Consider the following 25487-nt stretch of genomic DNA (forward strand, 5'->3'; position numbering starts at 1 on the left):
TTCAGGCCGCGTCGTAGACGACTTCCAGCGAAGGCTTGATGGCTTCGTGCTTGCCCACCATGTCGAACACGGTTGCGGGCTCTAGCACCACGTTGCGGCCCACCACGTCGGCACTGAAAAGACCCAGCAATTGGTCTTGCGTTTGGGGCTTAGGACGCTGGGGCGGTGCTTCAGCCACGTTTTTGGCCAGCTCGGCAAACAGTGGGCCCCACTCGCCATCGGGGCGGCCAATGATTTCGTAGCTGGCACTTTTGCGACGGATGTCTTCGTTGGCCGGGATCGCGGCCAGCACCGGGATGCCCGCATTTTGCGCAAAGGTCTGTGCCTCGCCCGTGCCGTCGTCCTTGTTGATGACCATGCCCGCCACGCCAACGTTGCCGCCGAGCTTACGGAAATACTCCACGGCGCTGCACACGTTGTTGGCCACATAAAGCGACTGCAAGTCGTTGCTGGCGACCACAATGACTTTTTGGCACATGTCGCGGGCAATCGGCAGGCCGAAACCGCCGCACACCACGTCGCCCAGAAAGTCGAGCAGGACGTAGTCAAAGCCCCAATCGTGAAAGCCGAGTTTTTCGAGCGTCTCAAAGCCATGGATGATGCCGCGACCACCGCAACCGCGACCGACTTCGGGGCCACCCAATTCCATGGCGAACACGCCATCGCGCTTGAAGCAGACATCGCCAATGCTCACCGCCTGACCGGAGAGCTTCAGGCGCGAAGATGTTTCGATGATGGTGGGGCAAGCCTTGCCACCAAACAGCAAGCTGGTGGTGTCGCTTTTGGGGTCACAACCGATCAGCAGGACTTTTTTGCCTTGCTGAGCCATCATGTAAGACAGGTTGGCCAGTGTGAAGCTTTTGCCAATGCCGCCTTTGCCATAAATGGCAATGATTTGCGTCTCTTTGGTCACTTCGGCGGTGCTCACGGCATCGGGTTCGATGTCGGCCTCGCGGCGCAGGACTTCCACAAATTTGATGGGCTGGGTGGTAGCGGTATCGGTGTTCATGAGCAGGCACTCCAATCAAGGATCATCTTGAGACAGCTCGCATCCCCGAAGGCGGTCTCGTAGGCAGAACCAGCAACTGTCGATGGCTGGGTGTGGGTGATCAAACCGTCAAGTGACAAGCGGCCGGTGTGCACCAGCTCGTTGACGGCCAACAAATCAGGCCGCTTCCACTCAGCAGCGATGCGCAGGCGAGCTTCGCGCATGAAGGCCGGGGCATAGGCAAAGGACAGGTCGTGTTTGTAAAAACCGGCCAATACCAATTCGCCCCCGGGGCGCAGGCGTTGGATCAGGCTGTTGAGCAAGCTGCCGTCGCCGCTGACGTCGTAAATCGTGCCGTAGTCGCGGCGCATGTCGTCTTGCGGCTGCATCACGGTGTAGCCCTCTGCGCCTGCGAAACGCTCGGTCTGGGTTTCCCACACGGTGGGGGCAGGCAGGCCTGCAGCCACCGTCAGGCGTGCCAGCAAGCGGCCCATCACGCCATGGCCGATGATGAGCTCGGGTGGGGCAAACGGGTCTTGCTGCCCCCCGCCAGACACCGCGTGGTAGGCGGTGGCGGCCAGCGCCAGCAGCACCGATTGCGCGCCCAGATGCTCGGCCACCGGCACCACTTTTTGTTCGGTGACCACCAGCCGCGAAGCCGCGCCGCCAAACAGGCTCTTGACCCCGGTGAAGCAATTGGCCCCCGGCACAAACACGCGCTGACCGGCTTGCAGGCCCGAGTCAGTGGCAGCACGCACCACGCGGCCTACCGTCTCGTAACCTGGCACCAAGGGATAGCCCATGCCCGGAAAAGGCGGCATGCTGCCGTCCCAAAGCATGCGCTCGGTGCCGGTGCTGATGCCGCTGAACTCAACGGCCACCTCGATTTGACCGGCTTGCAAGGCGGGCAAGTCCAGCGCCTGCAAACTCAGTTGCTTGGGGCTGTTGAAAACGACGGCTTGTGATTTCATGATTGCATTTTTACCTGACATCTGAATATGTCAAAGTTAATTGACACATTTTTTCAAAACCAAGGGTAAACACTGAGATTTACGCCCCACGAGAATGCGTGCATGAATGGGCATGGCGTTGGGCACTTGCTCCACATGCGAGAAACCCGCCTCTTGCATCATGTTTTGCAGCTCTTGCGGGGTGCGCAGCCGCCCTGCCCCCATGGCCAGGAGATAAAAGTGGAAGTAAGCGTCTACTGACGCCTGCGGCTGGCCGGCTTCGGCATCGGGTTGGGCCATAGGTTCAGCCAACAGCAAGACCCCGCCCACTGGCAGGGCTGCGTAGGCTTTTTGCAAAATCTGCTGCACCACGGCATCCGGGTGGTCGTGCGCCACGCGCACCAGCGTGATCAGGTCGGCCCCCACGGGCAAGGGGTCGTCCAGAAAGCTGCCCGGATGCAAGCTCACGCGCTCGCTCAGGTCCCTGGCCTGCAGGCCTTCGCGGGCCAGCGCCAGCACTGGGGGCAGGTCGAACATCTTGAATTGCAGGTGCGGCGCATGCGCGGCCAGCTCGCGGACAAAGCGGCCCCGCCCCGCCCCCACATCGAGCACGCAGCGGTGCTCGTCAAAAAAGTAGGACGAGAGGATCTCCTGCACCACAAAGCCCTGCGAGGCCGCCATCAGCTCGGAGTAGCGGGTGAACTTGTCCACTTCGGCCTGGGGCATGGCGGCGGGTGCAGGCTGTTTGTGGGCATAGGGCCAGTACTTGGCCATACTGCCACTCCAAGCATTGCCCAAAAATTGCAGCGGGTCCTGCATGTCCTGGTAGAGCAAATGGTTGTGCTCAATCATCTGGGCAATGCCCTCGTGCTGAGCCAAGGGCACCCCCAGCGGACCCAAGCCAAAACGTCCCTGGCTGCGGTGCTCCAGCAATCCCAGCGCCACGGCCGAGAGCAGCAAACGCTGCAACACCGCCGGGTCCAGGCCTGTGCGGCGAGCCAGTTCGCCCAGCTTGGCGGGGGCATGGTGCAAGGCGCGAAACAAGTCGAGCCGCACACAGCCGAGCAGCACTTGGCTGTGCACAAAACCGGCCATCAGGTCGAACAGCTTGCGGGTACGGCGGCGCGTGAGCCAGCGGGTCAAAGGATTGCTCAGTGACCAACGGTACAAGCCTGGATGCGCATACCAATGCTCCAGACGTGCTTGCCAGGCGTCCTTGAAAGAAGTGGCGTCAGATCGGGCCTGCACGGCGGCCAAGTCGAGGGGCTGGGACATGATGCTTCCTTTGCGGCTTGCAGGCTCGGCCGTCAGTGCGTGGCGTCGATGCGGCTTGTTGCCACTTCGGGATGGGTCTTGAAATACCCTTCACACAAGGCTTTGGGCACCAGACGCTCGGCCTCGAGTTGCACCAACTGGCGCAACATGTCGCGACACGAACACGGGGGAATCGATGTGGCAGCTTGCTCAATCAGGTGGTCAAAGTGGGCAATCGCGCCCTCCAGCCCCAGCGCCTGTGCCGAACTGGGGCGGGCATGCAAGACATCCTGGCCCACGGGTTTACCCAAACTGGCAGCATCGGCGATCACGTCACGGATGTCATCGGCCACCTGGTAGGCCTCACCCAAGTAATTGCCCAGATGCGCCCAGGGCTCGGGCTCTGCACCGCAGCTCAGTGCCCCGGCACAGGTGGCAGAAACAAACAAGGCCCCTGTTTTGGCACGCTGGTACTGCACCAGATCGGCACTGGTCTCGCACTCCCACGCTTGCCCAGCCACGATGCCATGCGGCAATCCGACGCCCACAGTCATGTTGTCCATCAACTCAATCAGGCGATCGGGCCGCTGTGCGCCGGCTTGCAACAACACACGGTAGGCCATGACGATCAGTCCATCCCCCGCCAGCAGCGCCAGCGGTTCGCTGAACGCCTTGTGCACCGTGGGACGCCCACGCCGCGTGTCGGCGTTGTCAAAGGCGGGCATGTCGTCGTGCACCAAAGAGGCGCAGTGCATCAATTCGAGCGCAACGGCAGCGGCATTGGTCAACTGGGGCGCATCGTCACCACAGGCGGTGGCCACAGCCATGCACAACTGCGGGCGGATGCGGGCCCCCCCCGAAAACACCGCATGACGCATGGCCGCCACCAATCGGGGCGGTGCCCCCACACCGACGGCTTGCTCAAAATGCGTGCTCAAGGCTTGCTCGGTGCGTGTCAACAGACTCATGGGACCTCCGGATGGGAAAGCCTGATAACAACGTGAGATGACAGGCATGAGTGTCAATATAACAAGATAATAAATGCTGTCAACTTTTATTGACACATCGGGACACGAAAGGTCATGCCATGGGAATCTGGTTGGAGCTGGGCATTTTTGGACTGGTCTTCGTGTTTGCCTTTTGGCAAATGCACGACGTGCGCAAGGCACAAGAACAGACTCGTCAGCAGCGGGCGCGCGACAAAGCTGCCCAGGAAGCGCAGGAGGCCGCCGCCTCATCGGACGACAAAGCCAAGGAAAAAGATTGAATCAGGCCATCACACCAGGGTGATGGGATGTGGGCATGCGCCTCGTCCCATCGCACATGGGGTGGGGTGCTGCTACACAGCGTTGAACTGCAGCGCGGCCAAGCTGGCGTAGAGGCCGCCTTTGGCTTGCAACTGGGCATGGGCGCCCTGCTCCATCAGGCGGCCGCGCTCGAGCACCCAGATCACGTCGGCGCGTTGCACCGTGGCTAGGCGGTGTGCAATCACCAGCGTGGTGCGGCCGACCATGGCTTTGTCCAGCGCGGCTTGCACCATTTTTTCGCTTTGCGCGTCAAGCGCGCTGGTGGCCTCGTCCAGCAACAACAATGGCGGGTTTTTGAGAATCGCCCGCGCAATGGCAATGCGCTGTCGCTGTCCGCCTGACAGTCGCACGCCCCGGTCGCCCAAATAGGTGTCAAAGCCTTCAGGCAGTTCGCGAATGAACTCTTGTGCATAAGCGGCTTCGGCCGCCGCGTGCACATCCTGCAGGCTGGCGTCAGGGCGGCCGTAGCGGATGTTCTCGATCACCGTGCCCGAAAAAATCACGGGTTCCTGCGGCACGATGGCCATGCGCTCGCGCAGGTCCTGCAAGTCCATCTGGTCGATCGGCACACCGTCCAGCACAATGCGGCCCGATTGAGGGTCGTGAAAGCGCATCAGCAAATCAAACAAAGTGGTTTTGCCCGCGCCACTCGGGCCCACCACGGCCACCGTCTGGCCCGATCGGATCTGGCCGCTGAGTTGGTCCAGCGCCCAGGTGCCGGGGCGCGAGGGGTAATGAAAGCGCAGCGCTTCGATCTGGAGCGATGAGCCGCCTTGCGGCCAAGCGGCATTTTGCGGATCGGCGGCGATTTTCAAATTCGACTCGGTGTGCAGCAACTCCATCAGGCGCTCAGTCGCACCGGCAGCGCGCAGCAAGTCGCCATACACTTCGCCCAGCACCGCAAAGGCGCTGGCCAGCAAGATCACGTAAAACACCGTCTCGCCCAATTGACCCGCCGTGCTGGTGCCCGCACGCACCGCCAACGTGCCCATGTACAAGCCCCAAAGCAGTACCGCGCTTGAGGCCATGATGATGAAACCCACCAGCACCGATCGCGCGCGGATGCGCTTGAGTGCCGTGCCCAAGGCTCTCGTGGTCGAGTCAATGAAGCGGCGCGTTTCTCGGGCTTCGGCTGTGTAGCTTTGCACCACGCTGATGGCGTTGAGCACCTCAGAGGCGATGGCGCTGGAATCGGCCACCCGGTCCTGATTGGCGCGTGACAATCGGCGCACCCGGCGGCCCAGGTAAACGCTGGGGAAAATCACCGCCGCCAACACCGCCACCACCTGCAGCATGAGCACGGGGTTGGTCCACACCAGCATCAAGAGCGCGCCTGTGCCCATGACCAGGTTGCGCAGGCCCATGGAAAACGACGAACCCACCACGGTTTGCACCAAGGTGGTGTCGTTGGTGAGGCGCGAAAGCACTTCGCCCGATTGCGTGGTTTCAAAAAAAGCGGGGCTCTGCTTGAGCACATGGCCGTAAACCGCGTTGCGCAGGTCGGCGGTGATGCGCTCGCCCAACCAGCTCACCATGTAAAAGCGCCCGGCAGAAAACACTGCCAAAGCCGCGGCCACGCCAAACAGCTGCAAGAAGTTGCCCGACAACTGGTCGGCCGGTGCACCCGTGGACAGGCCTTGGTCAATCAGTTGGCGCAAAACCCAGGGAAACGCCAGCGTGGTGCCTGCGGCCAGCAACAAAAACAGGGCCGCAAAGCCCAAGCCCACACGGTAGGGTTTGAAAAATGGGACCAGGCCCGTGAGCGATTTGGGAGAAGCAACCATGCGCAGTCAATGAACCAAGCGAAAAAGAACAAATGCCCGGCAAGCATAACGGCAAACCGAAACAGGCCTGGCTTGACACCGCCTCACCTGCCAATCACCCCATGGCCCTGCGTCTGCCCCGCCTGCCGATTGCGGGGATACCAGGCTGTTGGTATAGGGGTCTCCTTGTGGAGATGAAAACTTGAAATACAGCCGCACCTGATCGCTGCGAGCGTGCTCAGCGCAAGCCGTCCCACAAGAGCTTGCAGCCCGTGAGGAACATGCCCCAGCGGATCAGGCGGTAAAACAATGTGGGGGCGATGCGGCGGGCCAGGCGCACGCCCAGCCACACTCCCACAGGGGCCAGCGGCAACAGCACCAAAGAGGTCGCGAAGTTGCGCATGTCCAGCAAGCCCAGCCAGGCATAAGGCCACCACTTGGCCATGTTGATGAAGAAAAACAAAAACGCCAGGGTGCCCGTGAACTGCACCGGTTTGAGCTTGAGGGGCACCACATAGGCATTGACCGGTGGCCCGCCAGCATGCGAGATGAAACTGGTGAACCCCGCCGTGGTGAGCAAGATCGCGCCCAACCATCGCGAGGGCGGACTACTGTCAGGGCGAGGCTTGAACAACATTTGCTGCGCCAGAAAGAGCAAGGTAAAGGCCCCCACAATGGCCGCGACCACCTTGGCATCAAGCAGCTTGAACAACAGGGCACCGATCACAATGCCCACCATGGCAAAAGGCAACATGAATTTGAGCAAGGCCTTGTCAAAGTCCTTGCGAAATGCAGCCATGCCCAGCAGGTCCATCACCAGCAAGACGGGCATCAAAATCGCGGCGGCCTGCGGCACCGTGACGGCAAGAGCCATCATGGGCACAGCCAGAGATCCAAATCCGGATCCAAAGCCACTTTTGCTCAAACCCAGCAGCAGCACCGCTGGCGCGGCGATGGCATAAAAGAAGGGGTCGGTGATAAGGGGGAAATCCATAAGGCCTGTGCTGCACAACATTGCCCGCAGTCAGCGGGCCCTCGGCAGTGCCGCATCATCTTAGCCCCCTTGCGGCGGATGCGTTCGCCTGTTTGCGACACCCCTTGGTTCAGGCTCTGGGGCATCCTTCATTTTTGCAGCACATAGGTCCCGGGTGCAGGGCACAGCGGTGGCCAGTCCTGCGTGCCCATGGCAGGGGGCAACTCGGGCAAGCTGCCATGGGCTTGCAGCCAGTCAACCCAGTGCGGCCACCACGAACCCTCGTGCTTGGGGGCCTCTTCTTGCCAAGCGTCTGGGTCCAGATAAGGGCCATCGTGCAACTTGGTCAGCGCTTGATAGCTGCGTCCCGGCACGCCCGGCGGGTTGACGATGCCCACGTTGTGCCCACCCGATGTCAGCACAAAGGTGGTATCCACATTGGTCAGCAGGTGCAGCTTGTGCACCGAACGCCAAGGGGCCACATGGTCACGCACTGTACCGACGGCATAAATCGGGCACTGGATGGCCATCAGCGTGATGGGTTTGCCATGGACCGGGTAACGAGCGCTGGCCAGGTCATTGTTCAGGAACATGCGGTGCAAGTACTCGGTGTGCATGCGGTAAGGCAGTCGGGTGCCATCCGCGTTCCAGGCCATCAAGTCGCTCACCGGGCTGCGCTCGCCCAACAGGTATTCCTTGAGCAGGCGCGACCAGATCAGGTCGTTTGAATTCATCCACTGAAACGCGCCCGCCATCTGCGTGCCGTCCAGGTAGCCCTGGTCCCACATGATGTCTTCCAGGTGCGCCACCTGGCTATCGTCAATGAACAGCGCCAACTCGCCCGGTTCGCTGAAATCGGTTTGCGCGGCAATCAGCGTCATGCTGGCCAGGCGCGCATCGCCCGCATGGGCCATGGCCGCAGCGGCTACCGCCAGCAGCGTGCCGCCCAGGCAATAGCCCACTGCATGCACAGGCTGCCGGGGCAGCACGCGGCCCACTGCGTCCAGGGCGTCCATCACACCCAGGCGCAAGTAATCGTCCATGGACATGTCGCGCCACTCGGCACCCGGATTGACCCAGGACAGGACGAACACCGTGTGCCCCTGGTCGACCAAGTACTTGACCAGTGAGTTGTGCGGCGACAAGTCCAGGATATAGTACTTCATGATCCACGAGGACACGATCAGCACCGGCTCAGGCCGCACCTTTGCAGTGCTGGGGCTGTACTGGATCAGTTCGATCAAATGGTTGCGATACACCACCTGCCCCGGCGTGACGGCCACGTCGCGACCCACCTGGTAAGCCTCAGCGCCTTGCGGTGGCGCACCCGATGGCTTGCGCTGCGCATCGTCCAGCCAATTTTGAAAGCCCTGGCGCAAATTGTCGCCGTGGGTGCTCTGCGTGCGCTCCAGCACCTCGGGGTTGCTCAGCCAGAAGTTGGCTGGTGAAACCATGTCCAGCATCTGCCGCACAGTGAAGCTGACCACCGCCTCGTGGTGCGGGGATACACCACGTACGCCCTGTGTGGCGTCTTGCCACCATTGCTGCGTCAACAAAAACGACTGACTCAGGGCATTGAAAGGCCAGCCTCGCCAGCCCGGGTGCGCGAACCGGGTGTCTTGCACCGGAGGCTCGATGCAGGGCTTGCAATGGGCCTGCTGCGCTTGGGCCACATAAGCCAACCACTGCTGACCGCTTTGCATGGCCCGCTGCCAAAGTTTGAGCTGCTCGGCCGGGTTGTGTGACAAATGGGTCAGCCAATCGTCAAAGGCCATGCGCAGAGAAGCCATGGATACGCCTTGCGTCAAAGGTGACCACTGGGTGTGCGCCCAGCGGTCTAGCATGGGACCGGGGTGCTCAAGGCGCAATTGGGATGGAGAGTGTTCAGGTCTGGTCTTCACGCGCCCATGCTAGGCCTCGGGAACCGGCTTGACCATCTGTCTTTCGATCTGTTTTGGGGGCGGCAGCCCACAAAACCCTCATGCTCGGATTGGTTTTGCCTGCGGGTGGCAGGCAGGTCGGCCAGACTCACACACAATACGCCACCTTTCATCACAGGCATTTGAATACCCATGACTCGCTCCAGCTTGAACGTTCTTGGCGGCGAATTGATTCCCTGCTCCTACGACCCCCTCACGGGCTACTTCAGGGACGGTTGCTGCAATACCAGTGAAGAAGACACGGGCACGCACGTGATCTGCGCCAAAGTCACGCCAGAGTTCCTGAATTTTTCACGCTCTCGTGGCAATGACTTGATGACTCCACGTCCCGAACATCGCTTTGCAGGACTGAAAGCCGGAGACCGCTGGTGTTTGTGTGCCATGCGGTGGCTGGAGGCTTTTCAGGCCGGGTTCGCGCCTCATGTGGTGCTTGAAAGCACGCACCAAAAAGCCCTGCAATACGTGACCCTGGAACAACTGCGCGAATTTGCCTGGGTGCCCCACTGACAGTGGCTCACATCATCATGCTGAGCTGAAACACCGAATTGGGTGCACGGGGCATGACAGGCGGGGGCAGCGGCTTGAGGCGGAACTGGCCCATCATCGAGGTGACCTGGGCATACCGGGGCATAAAGGGCACCGCCACATCCGACAGCGTTTGCGCTTGTAACAAGGCCTGCATATTGCTCTGAATGCCCGACTCCAGGGCTTTCATCGGGTGCTCAGGGTCGGCGTAAAGCTGGTCAAAGACGTGTACCTCTTCGAAATGCTTGACCACATCCCACAAGCTGATGTCTTCGGGATTGCCACGAATTTGGTAACCGCCGCCCGGACCACGGTGCGCGCGGATCAAACCAGACTCACGCAGCTCCTTGAGGATGGATTCGGTGTAGGAAGAAGACAAAGACAGGCCTTTTGCAATCTCCTCCGTGGTCACAGGCTTGACCACCGAGCGAGACGTGATGAACACAGCGATGTCAAGAGCTTTGACGGTTTTCTTCTGGATCATGTGCTTCTCCGTTAACGATGGGATATTCTATGACCAATCAGTCACAAAACAACCCCAATTACCCAAAAATCATTTCGAGTGTCCGGATATGTCTGATACCTCACGGCAAAAAACGCCGACAACGGGTTTGACTGCTGTGTCTTGCAAGGGCAGCACCGCATGAAGCGCCATGTGGCTGCCGCACTGGCCTTGGTCACCAGTTGGGGGGTGGTGGACAGCCATGTGGACTGGGTGCAGATGGACGGTCGCGGTTTGCTGCAGGTCAATGGCCACCACTTTGACCTGCGCGGCTGGGTCGCTGAACAGGCGCTGACATGGCAGCGCGATTGCAGCGCCTTGCCCGCTCTGCCCGCCAACAGCCCCACCGCCCTGGCGGTGTTGCCGGTGATCCAGCAACACAGCCTGCCCGACTCGCAAAGTGCACGCTGGTTGCAGCTTTACCAATGGGGTGCCTGGAGCGTGGCCGAAGTGGCCTTTGAGACGCTCAAGCCCGCGCTGGTGGTTCTGCACTGGCAGGGCGGCCAGTGGCGTGTGCAAGACAAAGCCGTTTGGAGCGGCTCCACCGCCCCGTGGCACAACGCCGACTTCGTGCGCCGCTACCTGCGCCTGCAAGCGCCAGACCTGCCGCAGGTGCTGCTGCATTGCGTCCCCATCGATCCAGCGCGTTACGGACCGTGGCCTGACGCGCTGGGACCGGTTGCGCTTAGAGCAGAACAACGGCCATGACGTACCGCGTGGTTTGGTTCAAACGCGACTTGCGCCTGCACGACCACGCAGCGCTCGCCCACGCTGCGGCCCAAGGGCCCTTGCTTTGCCTGTACATCGTTGAACCGGCGCTGTGGGCACAGCCCGATGCGGCCTTGCAACACTTCGAATTTGTGCGCGAATCTTTGACCGAGCTGCACCACGACCTGCTGTCACTGGGCGCAAGCCTGCAGGTGCGCGTGGGGCCTGCGGTGCAGGTGCTGGCTGCACTGCATGCGCAAGCGCCGTTTGCCGAATTGGTAGCGCACGAAGAAACCGGCAACGCCTTCACCTACGAGCGCGACCTGCAAGTGGGCGCTTGGTGCCGCAGTGCGGGTGTGGACTGGACCGAGTTGCCGCAGTTTGGCGTGGTGCGTCGCCTCAAAAGCCGCAACACCTGGCAAGCCCGCTGGGAAGCGCACATGGCCGAGCCGCAAGCGGCCTTGCCCGCGCTGCAATTTTTTGCGCCACCTGAAAACCATGGCCCCGAAAGCATGCGCGCACCACCCGGCTTGCAGCACAACCCTGCTCAGCGCCAGCGCGGTGGCCGCCGTTTGGGGCTGGAGACCTTGCACAGTTTTCTGGATGCACGGGCCTTGTCTTATCGGGGCGGTATCTCTTCGCCACTGTCATCGCCAACCGCGTGTTCGCGCATCTCGACCTATTTGGCCTATGGCTGCATCAGCATGCGCGAAGTGGTGCAAAGCACCCGCGCTGCGCTCGACGCCCTGCCCCTGCAAGCCAGCCGGCACCGCGCCGGGCTGGTCGGCTTCATCAGCCGTTTGTATTGGCATTGCCACTTCATCCAAAAGCTCGAAAGCGAGCCTGAAATCGAGTGGCGCAACATGCACCGGGGTTACGACGGCCTGCGCGAAGACGGTTGGAACGACGCGCACTTTGCGGCCCTCACTTCAGCCCGCACCGGCTGGCCCATGGTGGACGCGTGTGTGGTCATGCTTTATGAAACCGGCTGGCTCAACTTTCGAATGCGGGCCATGCTGGTGTCGGTGGCGGCTTACCCGCTGTGGCTCGATTGGCGGCCGGTAGGCCATTGGCTGGCCACACAGTTTTTGGACTACGAACCCGGCATCCACTGGAGCCAGCTGCAAATGCAGTCGGGCACCACCGGCATCAACACCACGCGGGTTTACAACCCGATCAAACAAGCACAAGACCACGACCCCAAAGGCATCTTTGTGCGGCGCTGGCTGCCCCACATGCGGCGCGTGCCCGACACCTGGTTGTTCGAGCCTTGGCTCATGCCGCCTGAAGTGCAACGCCACAGCGGTCTGTCGGTGGGCAGCGGGCCGGATGCCGACATTCCCCTGCCCGTGGTGGATTTGGCCGAGGCCACACGCCAGTCTAAAGCCGCGCTGCACGCGCGCCGGGCCGAACCCGGTGTGAAAGCGGGCAAAAAAGCCATCGTCGACAAACACGCTTCGCGCAAACATGGCACTGGCCAGCAGCGAGACGTGTTCAACCGCGACTCGGACTCCCCCAAGACCGGCCGCAGGAAGTCGGCCAAGTCCTCTTCAGACAACACCCCAACCAGCAAGCAGTTGGGCTTTGACTTCTAAACCATGCCCACCACCCTTTTCTGGTTTCGCAACGACTTGCGCCTGCACGACCAACGCGCACTCCAGCAAGCCATCGATCATGCCCAAGCGCACCAGCAAGCCCTGCTGCTGGTCTATGTGCACGAACCCGTGCAAGACGAGCCGACCGCCTGGGGCTTTCGCCGCATGGGCGTGCACCGCAGGCGTTTTGTGGCCGACACGCTGCAAGACTTGCAAAACGCCTTGGCTGCTTTGGGCCAGCGCCTGGTGTTGCTGCATGGCCCCGTGGCCGATGTGCTGCCCGCCTGCGCTCGCCTGGTACAAGCCGACACCATCTTTTGCGAAGACGTCGCCGCGCCCGAAGAAAAAGCGCAAGTCCAGGCCCTGATCAACGCAGGCCTCAGCGTCAAAACCCTGTGGCAATCCAGCCTGATCGAACCCGACGCCCTGCCCTTTGCAGCAGAAGACATGCCGCAGGTCTTCACCGAGTTTCGCCAGCGCATCGAGTCAAAGCGGCTCAAGCCCTTGGCACCGCTGCCCGCACCCACAGCGCTGCCTGCACCTCCAAATGAGCCCTCTACCGAATGGGCCAGCTTGCCCGGTTGGACCGACAAAGCCTTCACGCTGCTGCAAGCCCACACCGAAGGCGATGCTCACGCGAGATCTAACTTTCCGTACACACAAGCCGCCTACCGGGGCGGCGAAACCAGCGCCCTGGTCCACCTGCAAAGCTACCTCACGCCGCCCTGGCCCGACCGCTACAAACAAACCCGCAATGCCCTGCAAGGCCAGCACACCAGCAGCTACTGGTCACCATGGCTGGCCACGGGTGCGCTGTCGGCCCGCCGCATTTGGGCAGAACGCCACGCCTACGAGCAAACGCACGGCAGCAACGACGGCACTTACTGGTTGTGGTTTGAGCTGCTGTGGCGCGACAACTTTCGCATGCTGCACCTGCAGCACGGTCCGCAACTTTATGCGGCACGGGGCTTGTCCAACTTGCCCAAACCCTCTCACTTCCCCAAGGACTTCCAGCGCTGGTGCCAAGGCCAAACCGGCGAGCCCATCGTGGACGCGGGCATGCGCGAGCTGGCCGCCACCGGCTTCACTTCCAACCGCATGCGGCAGATCGTGGCAAGCTTTTTGGTGCACGACCTGTCTTGCGACTGGCGCGCAGGCGCGGCCTGGTTCGAATCGCAGCTGGTGGACTTTGACGTGAGCAGCAACCAAGGCAACTGGCTGTACGTCAGCGGCCGAGGCACCGACCCGCGGGTGGGCAGGCGCTTCAACCCCGTCAAGCAAGCGCAAGACCACGACGCGCAAGGCCGGTTTCAAAAGGCCTGGCTTTCGCCCTGAGACGGGCAACATGACACCGCGGGCGCAAGGATAATGCGCACCATGACATTTCTCACAGCGCACTGCGCCCTGGGTCACCGCCCGTTCAGAGCCACAGCATGCTGAGCGGCATCCTGTTCGCTTTGGCCGCGGGTCTCATGTGGGGCTTGGTGTTTGTCGGCCCACTCATGCTGCCCGAATACCCCGCCGCGCTGCACACCTTTGGTCGCTACCTGGCTTTTGGTCTGATCGCCCTGCCCTTGGCATTTGTCGACCGCGCCGAAATCAAGCGCCTGTCACGCGCCGACTGGCTGACCGCGCTCAAGCTGGCCGCCATTGGCAACGTGCTGTATTACCTGTTCCTGTCCAGCGCCATCCAGCGTGCAGGCGGCGCGCTGCCCACCATGATCATCGGCACGTTGCCCGTGGTGATTGCTGTGGCGGCCAACTTGCTCAACCACCAGCGCGACGGTCGCTTTTCGTGGCTCAAATTAGCCCCGCCTTTGGCGCTGATCTTGCTCGGCATCGCCTGTGTCAACCATGTGGAATGGGCCGCCTTGCTGCAAAACCCGCAGGCCGACACCGACCGCTACATCACCGGGGCTGCGTTGGCCGTGGGTGCGGTGGTTTGCTGGACCTGGTACCCCCTTAAAAATGCCGACTGGTTGCGCGGCCACCCCGATCGCAACCCCCGCGTGTGGGCCACAGCGCAAGGGGTCGCCACTTTGCCCCTGGCCGTGCTGGGCTATGCCGCCTACTGGGTTTGGGCAAGCGCCACGCAACATCCGCTGACCATGCCTTTCGGGCCTCGGCCGCTGGAATTTGTCGGCCTCATGGTGGCCATCGGCCTGTTCGCTTCATGGCTGGGCACCCTGTGCTGGAACGCCGCCAGCCAACGCCTGCCCACCGCACTGGCGGGCCAGCTCATCGTGTTTGAAACCCTGGCCGCTTCAGGCTACACCTTCTGGTTGCGTGGCCAGTGGCCCGAACCCCTGACCGTGGCGGGCATTGCACTCTTGGTGATGGGGGTGATCGGCGCAGTCAGGGTCAAATCGGTTTAGGCCATGCGGTGTGTGCAGACAGGGTTTTCACCAATCACGCCAACATTCAATGTGTATACAGTCAAGAACACAAAAATGGAGTGCCATCGGTGGAGAACCTTATTGGTGCCACCCGACCCTCGATTGCACCAGAAATGGGAATTTGCAAGCGAACAAGCTGAAACACGCCGCCCGACGGTTGCTTGATAATGGCACTGATTTTGCTAATCACGAGTCACCGTTTATTTGAACCTGGAGTCCCCATGAACAAGCGTTTCCTCATCAAGGCCACCGCCGCATTGGCTGCCGCCGCAGCATTTGGCTCTGCACACGCGCAAACCACCCCCATCAAGTTCCAACTTGACTGGCGTTTTGAAGGCCCATCGGCCTTCTTCCTGGTGCCCGCAGCCAAGGGCTATTTCAAAGATGCCAAGCTCGACGTGACAGTGGACTCGGGCAACGGCTCTGGCGGCGCGGTCACCCGCGTGGCTTCGGGCACTTACGACCTGGGTTTTGCCGACCTGGCCGCCCTGATGGAATTCCACGCCAACAACCCCGACGCACCCAACAAGCCTGTGGCCATCATGATGGTCTACAACAACACACCCGCGTCGGTGATGGCTTTGAAAAAGTCGGGCATCAAGAACCCTGCCGACCTGGCAGGCAAGAAGATGGGCGCACCCGTGTTTGACGCAGGTCGCCGCGCGTTCCCCATCTTCCAGAAAGCCAACAACATCGGCAACGTGACCTGGACCGCCATGGACCCACCCCTGCGTGAAACCATGTTGGTGCGCGGTGATGTGGACGCCATCACCGGCTTCACCTTCACCTCGCTGCTCAACATCGAAGCGCGTGGGGTCAAGGCCGAAGACATCGTGGTCATGCAGTACCCCGACTTTGGCGTCAAGCTTTATGGCAACGCCATCATTGCCACGCCCAAGATCCTGAAAGAAAACCCGGCGGCCGTGAAAGCCTTCCTGAGCGCGTTTACCAAAGGTGCCAAGGAAGTCATGAACAACCCGGCAGCAGCCATTGAAACCGTCAAAGCCCGCGATGGCATCATCAACACCGCTTTGGAAACGCGCCGCCTGCAACTGGCGATCGACACCGTGATCAACAGCCCATCAGCCCGAGCCGAAGGTTTTGGTCAGGTGAGCGGCCCCCGTCTTTCGCTGATGGCGTCGCAAGTGTCCGATGCTTTCAACACCAAGACACGCGTGAAAGCAGAGGACATCTGGAACGGCTCTTTCCTACCCTCTGCCAAAGAACTCGACATCCTACCCAAGCCCAAAAAATAAGCCCCCAAGCTTTGCCAAAGGGTCATGCCTGAAGGCAAAGCGGACCGTCTCCAGGTGCATGGTCACCATGGCTTGAGCCCACTTCAACTCCCCGCAGTCAGTGGGCTTTTCAAGGAGATGTCTTGTATACACTTTCGAACACCATTTCAGAGTTCACACCATGACCCAAGAATCATTCGTTGATTTCCAGAATGTCTGGCTGGCCTACAACGACGAGTTGTTGGCGCAAAACCACTTCGCTGTCGAAGACATCAACCTGCAGGTCAAGCAGGGAGAGTTCATCGCCATCGTCGGGCCTTCGGGATGCGGCAAGTCCACCTTCATGAAGCTGACCACCGGCCTGAAGATGCCCAGCAAAGGCCGCATCCTGGTCGACGGCCAGCCTGTGACGGGTCCGCTCAAAATCAGCGGCATGGCATTTCAGGCCTCGTCGCTTTTGCCCTGGCGCACCACGCTCGACAACGTGCTGCTGCCGCTCGAAATCGTGGAGCCCTACCGCTCCAACTTCAAGCAAAAGAAAGAAGAGTACGCAGAACGCGCCCGCAAACTGCTGAACACCGTGGGCTTGGGTGGTTACGAAGACAAATTTCCCTGGCAACTGTCGGGCGGCATGCAGCAACGCGCCAGCATCTGCCGTGCCCTGATCCACGAACCCAAGATGCTGCTGCTCGACGAGCCCTTTGGCGCGCTCGACGCCTTCACCCGTGAAGAGCTCTGGTGCATCTTGCGCGACCTGTGGACCGAACAAAAGTTCAACGTCATTTTGGTCACGCACGATCTGCGCGAATCGGTGTTTTTGGCCGACACGGTGTACGTGATGAGCAAGAGCCCCGGCCGCTTTGTCGTGAAAAAAGAAATCGACCTGCCGCGCCCGCGCGACCTGGAGATCACCTACACGCCCGAATTCACCAACATCGTGCACGAGCTGCGCGGCCACATCGGTGCCATGCGCAAGACCGGTGCGGCCATCAACCAATAATCGGGAGCCCCACATGAACAAGAAATCCCTCGAAAGCTGGTCACCCTGGATCTTGCTGGCGCTGAGCATCCTGCTTTGGGAAGGCCTGTGCCGCGCCTTCAACGTGTCTGAATTCGTCTTTCCCAGCCCCTCACGCATCGCACAGCAAACCATCGAATACCGCGACGTGATCGCGGGCCACGCCTGGCGCACCTATTGGGTGACCATGGTGGGCTTTGGCATCGCCATCGTGGTGGGCGTGTTGCTGGGCTTCATCATTGGCAGCTCGCGCCTGGCCTATGCCGCCGTGTACCCGCTCATGACCGCCTTCAACGCCCTGCCCAAAGCGGCCTTTGTGCCAATTTTGGTGGTGTGGTTCGGCATCGGCATCGGCCCCGCCATCCTCACGGCTTTCCTCATCAGCTTCTTCCCCATCATGGTGAACATCGCCACCGGTCTGGCCACTTTGGAGCCTGAGCTGGAAGACGTGCTGCGCGTGCTGGGCGCCAAGCGCTGGGACGTGCTGGTCAAAGTGGGCCTGCCCCGCTCCATGCCCTACTTTTACGGCTCGCTCAAAGTCGCGATCACCTTGGCTTTTGTGGGGACCACCGTGTCCGAGATGACCGCCTCAAACGAAGGCATTGGCTACCTGCTGATCTCAGCCGGTTCGGCCATGCAAATGGGCTTGGCGTTTTCGGGTTTGGTGGTGGTGGGTGCCATGGCCATGATCATGTATGAGCTGTTCAGCTACATCGAAAAGCGCACCACCGGTTGGGCACACCGCGGATCGCAGGGCGAGTGAAGCACATGCTGTTTTGCGTTTGACGCCGTCGGCCAACCCAAGGAAGCGGCTCCAATGACTTGGCTGGCCCGACTGGATTTGGACTACACGCTCGAAGCCCAGCGCAGCGTGGCCCGTTACCTGCACAGCGGGCCGCTGCGCATCTTGCAAAGCCTCTACCCCGAAGGCGATGCGGTCTGCCACAACGTGCTGGTCCACCCGCCCAGTGGCCTGGTGGGTGGCGACATGCTGGATATGCGCGTCACCGTGGGCTCTGGGGCGCATGGTCTGGTTACCACACCCGGGGCCACACGTTTTTACAGGTCTGAGGCCGGGCTGGCCACACAACAGGTGCATGCTCGGGTTGAATCAGGCGCACGATTGGAATGGCTGCCTTTGGAAGCGATTGCCTACAACCAATGCGATGCCCTCAACCGCGCCGTGTTTGAGCTGGCCCCCGGCGCAGAAATGATGGCCTGGGACATCACCGCCTTTGGGCTGCCTGCAGCCGACTTGCCCTATCTGCAAGGCACCTTTCGCCAACACCTGGAGATTCCAGGTGTGTGGCTTGAGCGCGGCAACATCGACGCCACCGACAGCCGACTGATGAACAGCCCACTGGGGCTGGCAGGCCAACGCTGCATGGCCACGCTGGTGTTGGCGTCGGGCAGCGCCATGGCCGACGAGCGCATCGAACGGGCTTTGGCTTGCGCCCGCGAACTGCTCGAAGCGTCTGAACTGCGCCTGAGCGCTGGCGCCACCTCACCGCACAAACAGGTCATCGTGCTGCGCGCGCTGGCACCGGTGACCGAACCTGCCATGCAGTTGCTGCGGCAGGTTTGGGCGGCATGGCGGCGTGAGATGTGGGCTTTGACGGGCACTTACCCTCGGCTTTGGCATGTTTAAGCCCTGAGTTTCTTGCACCCAAGCCCGATTGCATGAATCTTTCGGAAGGGCACAGGCGCACAACCCATGGCCTTGTTCCATCAGAACGTGATCTGGGTCAGTGTTCAGCGCTGACCCGCATGGTCAGATGCGGATGATGTTTGTTTTGTCATGAACACCTCTTTGCAATGGATCGGCTTGCTGACGGCCCTGGGGGTGGGCTTGCTGATCGGTGTGGTGCGCGAGCGCAGGCATCAGCCCCATGTGAGCAAGGCTGGCACCCGGACGCACGCGCTGGTGGCGGTGCTCGGCTATGTGAGCTGGAGTTTGGGCACTTGGCCATTTGTGGCCACGGTCTTGGTGATCGGCGCACTGGTGATCGGGGGTTATCAGGCCACCGCCCGCGCCGATCCTGGTCAGACGGGTGAGGTGGCATTGCTGGTGACACTGATGCTGTCGGCGCTGGCGGCGCAAAACCCGAGCCTGTCTGCCGCTCTGGGTGTGCTGTCGGCGGCGCTGCTGCATGCCAAGCAAGCTTCGCAGCGCATCAGCCGTGTTCTGATCACCGATCAAGAGTTGCAAGACGGCCTGGTCCTGGCTGCAGCAGCCCTGGTCGTCATGCCGCTGCTGTCGGACCAAGCGATGGACCCCTGGGGCGTGCTGCAACCCACCACGCTGTGGCGCATTGTGGTGCTGGTCATGGCGGTCGGCATGTTGGGCCATGTGGCGCAGCGTGCGCTGGGCGGTCGTTGGGGCATGCCACTGGCTGCATTCTTTTCGGGTTTTGTGTCTTCCACCGCCGTGGTCGTCAGCACGGGTCAGCGCGTGCGGGCAGGACACAGTGATGCACTGCCCGCAGCAGCTTGCGCCTTATTGGCGAATCTGGCCTCGTTGGCGTTGTTTGCCGGGGTGCTGGGGGCTGCCTCACCGGCCCTGCTGGTGGCCATGCGCTGGCCACTGGCCTTGGCCGGTCTGGGCTTGCTGCTGGTGGTGATAGCCGCCTTGCGTCGCATCGAAGGCGATGGTGCCGAGACCCCAACAGGACGCGCCTTCAAGCTGTCGCATGCCATGGGTATGGCCAGCATCATTGCCTTGATGTCCTTGCTCGCTGCCTGGCTGCAACATGTTTTTGGCAATGTCGGCGTGCTGGTGGCTGCGCTGTGTGTGGCTTGGGTGGAAGTGCATGCCGCCGCCGCCAGCATTGCGCAACTGATTCAGTCTGGCGGCATGACACCTGAGTGGGCGCATTGGGCACTGGTGGCCGTTCTCGCCTCCAGCGGTCTGGCCAAAACCGCTCTGGCGATGGCCAGCGGCGGGATTCGTTACGGTCTGACCGTCGGACTGGGATTGGCGGCCATGGTGGCGGGGGACGCAGTTGGGGTTTTGTGGTTGGTCTGAATTGGGCTAGCGGGCTTGGTTTGGAGGAGCGTCTGCTGAAGGCTGTTATGTAGAGATCTACATAACAGCCTCTATGCTCAGGTGACAACTATGTGCAGATGTTGTTTTGTGAATGACACTGGTCCCTCTGTCGGTGAGACTGCGGGGCCAGCGAAATCTGCGCATAGTTACAGTGTCTGAAGGAATTGCATAAGCGAGTCGGGAGCTTTGTATCGGCTCATATTGGTATTGGGTTCCTCCAGCCTCGCAAGGGCCCGCTCTGTCATCGCAAGATCAGCCTCGACGTAGCGGTGGGTGGTTCAGTTGAGTGATTCCCATGGTGATCTCCTGAAGTGGGATCACCAGTGAAACTCTACGGAATAACTATGTCCAGATATTCAGTTGGCCACCCAACCGTGACCCGCATCCTGCGGGCCTGAGAGCCATCACAGGAAAACCATCTGCACATAGTTGTCTGACCTTGCCCCCGAAAAACGTACTGCTTAGCGGATGGTTAAAAATCAGTTCAAGGAGAACGAAATGAGTGAAACGAGAAAACGGGCCAAGTACACGCTGGAATTCAAGATGGAGGCGGTCAGGCTGGTCAAAGGCGGACAGGCGGTATCGGTCACAGCCAAAGTGTTGGGCATCCCCAAAGCAAGCTTGGACAACTGGGTCAAGCTCAGTGCCAAGGGCCAACTTAAAGGCGCGGGGGATAAGCCTGTCAGTGCGGAGCAAATGGAGCTGGCCCGCCTTAGAGCGCAATTGGCCCGCGTGACCATGGAGCGCGACATCCTAAAAAAAGCCACGGCGTACTTCGCTCGGGAATCACTGTGAAGTACGCCTGGATAGCCAGCAACAAAGCCCATTGGCCCATCTCCTTGGCCTGCGAAGTGCTTGGCGTGAGCACCAGCGGCTACTTTGAACATGGCCGACGCAAGAAGTTCCCCAAACCCAGTAAGCCCGGTGCTCACAAACGCATGAGCGACGAAGCACTATTGGCGCACATGCGCGCCATCCATGCAGAAGTCAAAGGGGAATACGGCTGGCCCAAGATGTGGAAGGAATTGGTGGCGCGTGGGCATCGGGTCGGCAAAGAGCGGGTACGCCGCTTGATGCAGTTGCACGGCATCCGTGCCAGGTGCAAACGCAAGTTTGTCGTTACCACGGATAGCAAACACCATCTGCCCATTGCGCCTGACCTGGTCAAACGCAACTTCACCCCGACAGCGCCCAACCAGGTCTGGACGGGCGACATCACCTACATCGCCACGGACGAGGGTTGGTTGTACCTGGCAGCTATCATTGACCTGTTCAGCCGCCAGGTGGTGGGATGGAGCATGCAGCCGCACATGCAAAGCAGCCTGGTGACAGACGCGTTAAAGATGGCATGGTTCCGGCGTCAGCCAGCGCCAGGCCTGATCTTCCATTCGGACCGAGGCAGCCAATACTGCGGGCATGAGTTCCAGGGCACGCTGGCGGGTTACAAGATGAGAAGCTCCATGAGTCGCAAGGGAAACTGCTGGGACAACGCACCCACGGAGAGTCTGTGGGGCCGACTCAAAGTGGGCAGGCTATACGGGCAGAGGTTTGCAACCCGCAGACAGGCGATGGATGAGGTGATTGACTGGCTGACGTTCTACAACCACCGGCGGTTGCACTCCACGTTGGGCTACGTCAGTCCGATGCAGTTTGAGAAACGCTGGGACGCGGCACAGCGATTGAAGGCCGCATAATAAAGCGGCTAAGAGGTACGTCAAACAGGGGCAGGTTCAGTCACATGAGCATAGAGGCTGATAGCGGTCGTAGCTACGCGAGAAGTCTAAGGCAGTAACCGACCCAGTGCAGACGGTCGCTACGCCAGACTGAGTGTCAGCTCTGAAGCGATTACTGCCGGCAGTGTTTCAATCCAAGCTAGAAGCTGAGAGAATGAGCGGACTCGCACGCACGAGCATTTCGGTAAAGCCTGATGTCCGGTCTTGAGTGCAAAGTTGAGCACTTTATGCTCAGCCCTGTTTCCGGCTGACTTTTGCTATAGGTGATCTGAATGGGATTGTTGGATGGTCTTTTCGGAAAAGATGAGATAAATCAGTTGCAGCAGCAGTTGCTCGAGAAGAATCAGGAATTTGTTCGTCTCAGTTCCCAATTAGCTGAACAGAACGGCATTCGGATCACGCTGCAAAGCGAACTAATGAAGCATGGACAGATAGTTGAAGAGCTGAAAGTCTCGCTAAGAAAAGCAGCAGAACAAATCCGCTTACTGCAACAAGAGATTGCCAATAGTGCTTCTACTCTTGCAGCCCTAAGAGTCTCTGCGGCAAGCCAACAGAAAAATGATTCTGAGCTCATTGCTAGCTTGCAAAGTACCTTGCAAGAAGCAAAGGCCTATGTGGCTGCTGCAAACTCAGAACGTGACGAAAAGGTTGCCGAACATCTATCAGCTCAGATTGCATTTCAAGAGAAGGATCGGATTTTTCTAGACCGAGAATTAAAGCTCGCTGAGAAATCAGAGAAGTTGCAATCTGAACGCCATAAGTTTCAACAGCAGGCAACCGACCTTCACACACGCGAACAAGAGTGGAAACATCGCATTGAGCCAAAGATTGCTCAATACAACGCCCACCTTTCTCTGGACGAAAAGAAACAGCGCTTGGAAGAGCTTCAATCAGCTCTTGCTGAACGCGAACAATCGCTTCTGCAGCTTGATGCCGAATTGATTAGACGCAAAGCATCGGATGCGGCATTGTCTGAGCGCGAGAGTGAAATTCAAGAGTGGGAGGCTCTACTCTCTAGCAAGCAGGTCTCCCTGGAGGCTAGGTCAGATGACTTGAAAGCGATCGATTCAGAACTGCAAGTTCGTTCTAACAAGTTAGAGAGCTGGGCACGAGAGCTTTTCGTTTTTCAAAGTCGTGTCGATAAGCTAGATGCAGAAGCAGATAAGTTGGCTTCCGACCGAGATGCTCTTCAACGGAAACAAATTGCACAGCAGGAGAAACACGCTGAGCGCTTGGCCGAAATTCGCGAACTCAAGGCGGAAATCACTAAAGATCAACGTGTATTAAATCAACGCGAGCTAACCTTGAGCGCAAGAGAGAAGGAAGTCAAACGCGACGAGAAGAGCCACATTGACACAAAGAACAAAAACTTCGCTCTCCGAAATCAAGTCAAGGATCTCGAAGCTCAACTAGAAGAGTTAGGTGAACACGATCAACAGCATGATGAAATTCAAAGTGAACTTGACGCCTTGAGCGAGGAGTTTGAAGAGACCAAATCAGCTTTCCTGCATCCAACGGTTCTGTCCTGGCTCATCAAAGAAGGTGACTATGAAAATGCCAACATCAACAATGGTTGGCTGGGTCTCTCGGGTTCTGGGCCATGGGAACAGGCTTCTTACAAGAGCTCTTTAAAAGAACTGGGCTATACGTTTTACCCTCTCTCAGATGATGATCATCAGTGCATCATCGTCGGCAGGGTCGGGTGGTCAGCTGCTGAGCTTCAAAATCTCATCGATGCACACCAAGGGCAATCACTACGGATTTATTCCCAGGAAATGTTCCTTGCGAAATTGGCCACTGGACGCGATCCATTCGATGAAGGCGATATCGAGCTGCTTGAAGCCTTCGCAGAAGACCATCCGGCACTGCAATTCTTAATGGCGCTCCCAGACCCATGGCCAGACATCTCTGATTCTTCTTCAGATGAGGTCATTGTGGTTCCACCAGGAAGCTATGGCGGGGTATCGCAGTCACCATTAAATCTTCTTGACTATCATGCTGGCGTCAAAGCCAATCAATCAGCTGCTGTTAGAAGAAGTATTCTTGTTCAATGCTTTGAATCCCGCCAGCTACCCTTTAGTGATGACAGCGGCACCGATTACATTGAGCAGTGGGGGCGCAGTCGCAGCGCACAACGCCTGTATCGAATTGCTTTGCACCTAAAGATACTTGCTGATGGACAGGGAAAAGATTCACGCAAGCAGCAAGCAAGACTGGACTGGATCAGCGATTCCAAATGGCTTAAGGAAAAATTCTTTTCCAAATACCAGCGAACATTTATATGGCCCGCGACTTGACTCCATGCGTACTTGAGATTTTTTGGCAATGCGCAAGCGTCAATTTTTTTTACGCTCGCGGGACTGCGCTAGCAGAACCTGAACAGTCTGTGTCAGACCGGTCGTAGAAGCCACTCCCTCTTGAATGACCGGTATTGATCGCCACAGCTGTGGAGGCTGCTTACCCCGAGTGGCTCAGATCAGCCTGAACCGATCCTTCAGCGTCAGCCCTGTACGACCGCTGCTGGCCGGTTGCGGTCATGAAGATAACCAAGTTGATTGTCCGTTACCAACATTTACGCGATCCGCAACCCATGCGGGCTCAACTAAAACCCGCACCGTGCCTACGTGCCAATCATCTTCAGGCGACCTCGATCACGCCAAGAATCACTTGAAAAGCTGCACAAGGTGCTCCAAACAGGCGCGTATACGTGGCAGGCGTTGACGTTCTGGGAGCATTAGCGCCCACACCGGTACCGGCGTGGATTGGAACTCCTGCGTGAGAAGACGCCGCAAAGTTGAGCCTACCTGAGCCTCTCCCATCTTTACCGGCAAATGCGCGATGCCAAGCCCCTCGGCGGCCATTTGCGCGAGTGTCCCAGTGCTGCTCGCGCGTATGCGGCTGTTGGCCATCAGATGTCGTCCGTCTGCGAAGCACAGCCGGTTGAGCACAGGGTGCTCACAATTGGCCAGCAGTGTGTGCTCCATCAGGTCATCTGCGGAGCAAGGAATATTGCGACCCTGGAGGTACGCCTCGCTGGCATACAGACCTGTCTCGATCTCGCCCAGCTTCCGTGCGTCCAACGACAGGGCCGTCGGATTGCCGGTGCGAATGGCGATATCGACGCCCGTTCGAGCCAAGTCGACGAGACCGTCCTCAACCTGCAAGTCAAGTCCGAGCTGTGGGTGACGCTTGGCCAAGTGCGGCAGCGATGGTGCCACCCAATGCTGGGCGATCGCTGAACTCAGATTCACACGAACACAGCCACTCACCAGGCGCCTGCTGCGCGAAAGATCCGCTTCGAGATCGCTCCTGGTGTCGAGTACTTTCTGGCAAAAGGCTAGAAAAGCCTCACCGTCGGGCGTGAGCGTGATGCCTCTTGCTGAGCGTCGAAAGAGCTGAACTCCACAGGCACTCTCAACGCGGGCGACGGCGCGGGAGATTTGGCTCACCGGCACGCCCCTTTCGCGAGCCGCCAAAGACAGGGTGCCCAGGGCCGCCGCACGCGCGAACACCGTTAAGTCGGCGAGGCTGAGGTTGTCCATCGCCAAATGATA

The 25487-nt window shown here is 59.7% G+C and carries 22 protein-coding genes; 13 read left to right on the forward strand and 9 right to left on the reverse strand.

All coding sequences use genetic code 11. From position 1 onward, the window contains the following. Position 1: 1 nt before the first annotated feature. Genes HEQ17_RS00985 through HEQ17_RS01000 form a run of 4 tightly spaced genes read right to left on the reverse strand, consistent with a single transcriptional unit; the run spans position 2 to position 4160 of the window. Positions 2–1009, reverse strand: coding sequence for a chlorophyllide a reductase iron protein subunit X (locus HEQ17_RS00985; RefSeq protein WP_296290845.1), 1008 nt, complete (start codon positions 1007–1009; stop codon positions 2–4). Beyond that, a complete protein-coding gene (bchC, locus tag HEQ17_RS00990) occupies positions 1006–1959 on the reverse strand; it encodes a chlorophyll synthesis pathway protein BchC (protein ID WP_296290846.1) in 954 nt (317 codons plus the stop codon). The genes HEQ17_RS00985 and bchC overlap by 4 nt, the downstream gene beginning before the upstream one ends. A 36-nt stretch (positions 1960–1995) precedes the next feature. Beyond that, entirely contained in the window at positions 1996–3213 is a 1218-nt protein-coding gene (locus HEQ17_RS00995; RefSeq protein ID WP_296290847.1) for a methyltransferase, read from the reverse strand. Positions 3214–3245: 32 nt separating this feature from the next. Continuing rightward, complete coding sequence (locus HEQ17_RS01000; RefSeq protein ID WP_296290848.1) at positions 3246–4160, reverse strand: polyprenyl synthetase family protein; 915 nt, start codon at positions 4158–4160, stop codon at positions 3246–3248. Positions 4161–4279: 119 nt separating this feature from the next. On the opposite strand from HEQ17_RS01000, the gene HEQ17_RS01005 reads away from it, so the two are divergent. Further along, the gene (locus tag HEQ17_RS01005) at positions 4280–4459 is read left to right on the forward strand and encodes a hypothetical protein (RefSeq protein WP_296290849.1); all 180 of its coding nucleotides are present in this window, start codon (positions 4280–4282) and stop codon (positions 4457–4459) included. A 72-nt stretch (positions 4460–4531) separates the two neighbouring features. Here HEQ17_RS01005 and HEQ17_RS01010 read toward each other — a convergent pair whose 3' ends face one another. From HEQ17_RS01010 to HEQ17_RS01020, 3 genes are all read right to left on the reverse strand, one after another. Continuing rightward, on the reverse strand, positions 4532–6283 hold the full coding sequence (locus HEQ17_RS01010) for an ABC transporter transmembrane domain-containing protein (RefSeq protein WP_296290850.1): 1752 nt from the start codon (positions 6281–6283) through the stop codon (positions 4532–4534). A 217-nt stretch (positions 6284–6500) separates the two neighbouring features. Then, complete coding sequence (locus HEQ17_RS01015; RefSeq protein ID WP_296290851.1) at positions 6501–7256, reverse strand: sulfite exporter TauE/SafE family protein; 756 nt, start codon at positions 7254–7256, stop codon at positions 6501–6503. A gap of 128 nt (positions 7257–7384) precedes the next feature. Beyond that, positions 7385–9079, reverse strand: a complete 1695-nt coding sequence (locus tag HEQ17_RS01020; RefSeq protein ID WP_296290852.1) for an alpha/beta fold hydrolase — start codon at positions 9077–9079, stop codon at positions 7385–7387. Positions 9080–9307: 228 nt separating this feature from the next. Between HEQ17_RS01020 and HEQ17_RS01025 the strand changes: the two genes are divergently transcribed. Then, positions 9308–9682 (forward strand): DUF2237 domain-containing protein, encoded by a 375-nt coding sequence (locus tag HEQ17_RS01025; protein ID WP_296290853.1) that lies wholly within the window; start codon positions 9308–9310, stop codon positions 9680–9682. A gap of 7 nt (positions 9683–9689) precedes the next feature. Here the strand turns inward: HEQ17_RS01025 and HEQ17_RS01030 are convergent, their stop codons facing one another. Continuing rightward, entirely contained in the window at positions 9690–10184 is a 495-nt protein-coding gene (locus tag HEQ17_RS01030; protein WP_296290854.1) for an Rrf2 family transcriptional regulator, read from the reverse strand. Positions 10185–10343: 159 nt separating this feature from the next. Between HEQ17_RS01030 and HEQ17_RS01035 the strand changes: the two genes are divergently transcribed. The 11 genes from HEQ17_RS01035 to HEQ17_RS01085 all read left to right on the forward strand — a co-directional run bounded on the left by HEQ17_RS01035 (position 10344) and on the right by HEQ17_RS01085 (position 24230). Further along, positions 10344–10910: a hypothetical protein gene (locus HEQ17_RS01035; RefSeq protein ID WP_296290855.1), complete on the forward strand. Its 567-nt coding sequence runs from the start codon at positions 10344–10346 to the stop codon at positions 10908–10910. After that, positions 10907–12505: a cryptochrome/deoxyribodipyrimidine photo-lyase family protein gene (locus HEQ17_RS01040; protein WP_296290856.1), complete on the forward strand. Its 1599-nt coding sequence runs from the start codon at positions 10907–10909 to the stop codon at positions 12503–12505. Before HEQ17_RS01035 ends, HEQ17_RS01040 begins: the two co-directional genes overlap by 4 nt. Before the next feature lie 3 nt (positions 12506–12508). After that, positions 12509–13840 (forward strand): DASH family cryptochrome, encoded by a 1332-nt coding sequence (locus tag HEQ17_RS01045; protein WP_296290857.1) that lies wholly within the window; start codon positions 12509–12511, stop codon positions 13838–13840. Positions 13841–13938: 98 nt separating this feature from the next. Then, positions 13939–14880, forward strand: a complete 942-nt coding sequence (locus HEQ17_RS01050; protein WP_296290858.1) for a DMT family transporter — start codon at positions 13939–13941, stop codon at positions 14878–14880. Between the two features lie 242 nt (positions 14881–15122). Continuing rightward, complete coding sequence (locus tag HEQ17_RS01055; protein WP_296290859.1) at positions 15123–16157, forward strand: ABC transporter substrate-binding protein; 1035 nt, start codon at positions 15123–15125, stop codon at positions 16155–16157. Between the two features lie 160 nt (positions 16158–16317). Next, positions 16318–17136, forward strand: coding sequence for an ABC transporter ATP-binding protein (locus tag HEQ17_RS01060; RefSeq protein ID WP_296290860.1), 819 nt, complete (start codon positions 16318–16320; stop codon positions 17134–17136). Positions 17137–17149: 13 nt separating this feature from the next. Next, positions 17150–17917 carry an ABC transporter permease gene (locus HEQ17_RS01065; RefSeq protein ID WP_296290861.1) on the forward strand — a complete coding sequence of 256 codons (768 nt, stop codon included), beginning with the start codon at positions 17150–17152 and terminating at the stop codon, positions 17915–17917. 54 nt (positions 17918–17971) lie between these two features. Beyond that, entirely contained in the window at positions 17972–18802 is an 831-nt protein-coding gene (locus HEQ17_RS01070) for an urease accessory protein UreD (protein WP_296290862.1), read from the forward strand. A 150-nt stretch (positions 18803–18952) separates the two neighbouring features. After that, positions 18953–20179 carry a DUF4010 domain-containing protein gene (locus tag HEQ17_RS01075; RefSeq protein WP_296290863.1) on the forward strand — a complete coding sequence of 409 codons (1227 nt, stop codon included), beginning with the start codon at positions 18953–18955 and terminating at the stop codon, positions 20177–20179. A gap of 519 nt (positions 20180–20698) precedes the next feature. Further along, a protein-coding gene (locus HEQ17_RS01080) for an IS3 family transposase (protein WP_296290864.1) occupies positions 20699–21894 on the forward strand; the annotation gives its coding sequence in 2 pieces (ribosomal slippage) (positions 20699–20954 and positions 20954–21894; 1197 coding nt in all). Positions 21895–22205: 311 nt separating this feature from the next. Beyond that, on the forward strand, positions 22206–24230 hold the full coding sequence (locus HEQ17_RS01085) for a hypothetical protein (protein WP_296290865.1): 2025 nt from the start codon (positions 22206–22208) through the stop codon (positions 24228–24230). A gap of 366 nt (positions 24231–24596) precedes the next feature. On the opposite strand, the gene HEQ17_RS01090 is transcribed toward HEQ17_RS01085, so the two are convergent. Then, positions 24597–25475 carry a LysR family transcriptional regulator gene (locus HEQ17_RS01090; RefSeq protein ID WP_296290866.1) on the reverse strand — a complete coding sequence of 293 codons (879 nt, stop codon included), beginning with the start codon at positions 25473–25475 and terminating at the stop codon, positions 24597–24599. Between the last annotated feature and the right edge of the window lie 12 nt (positions 25476–25487).

This window comes from Limnohabitans sp., from assembly GCF_023910625.1.
GTDB lineage: Bacteria > Pseudomonadota > Gammaproteobacteria > Burkholderiales > Burkholderiaceae_C > Limnohabitans_A.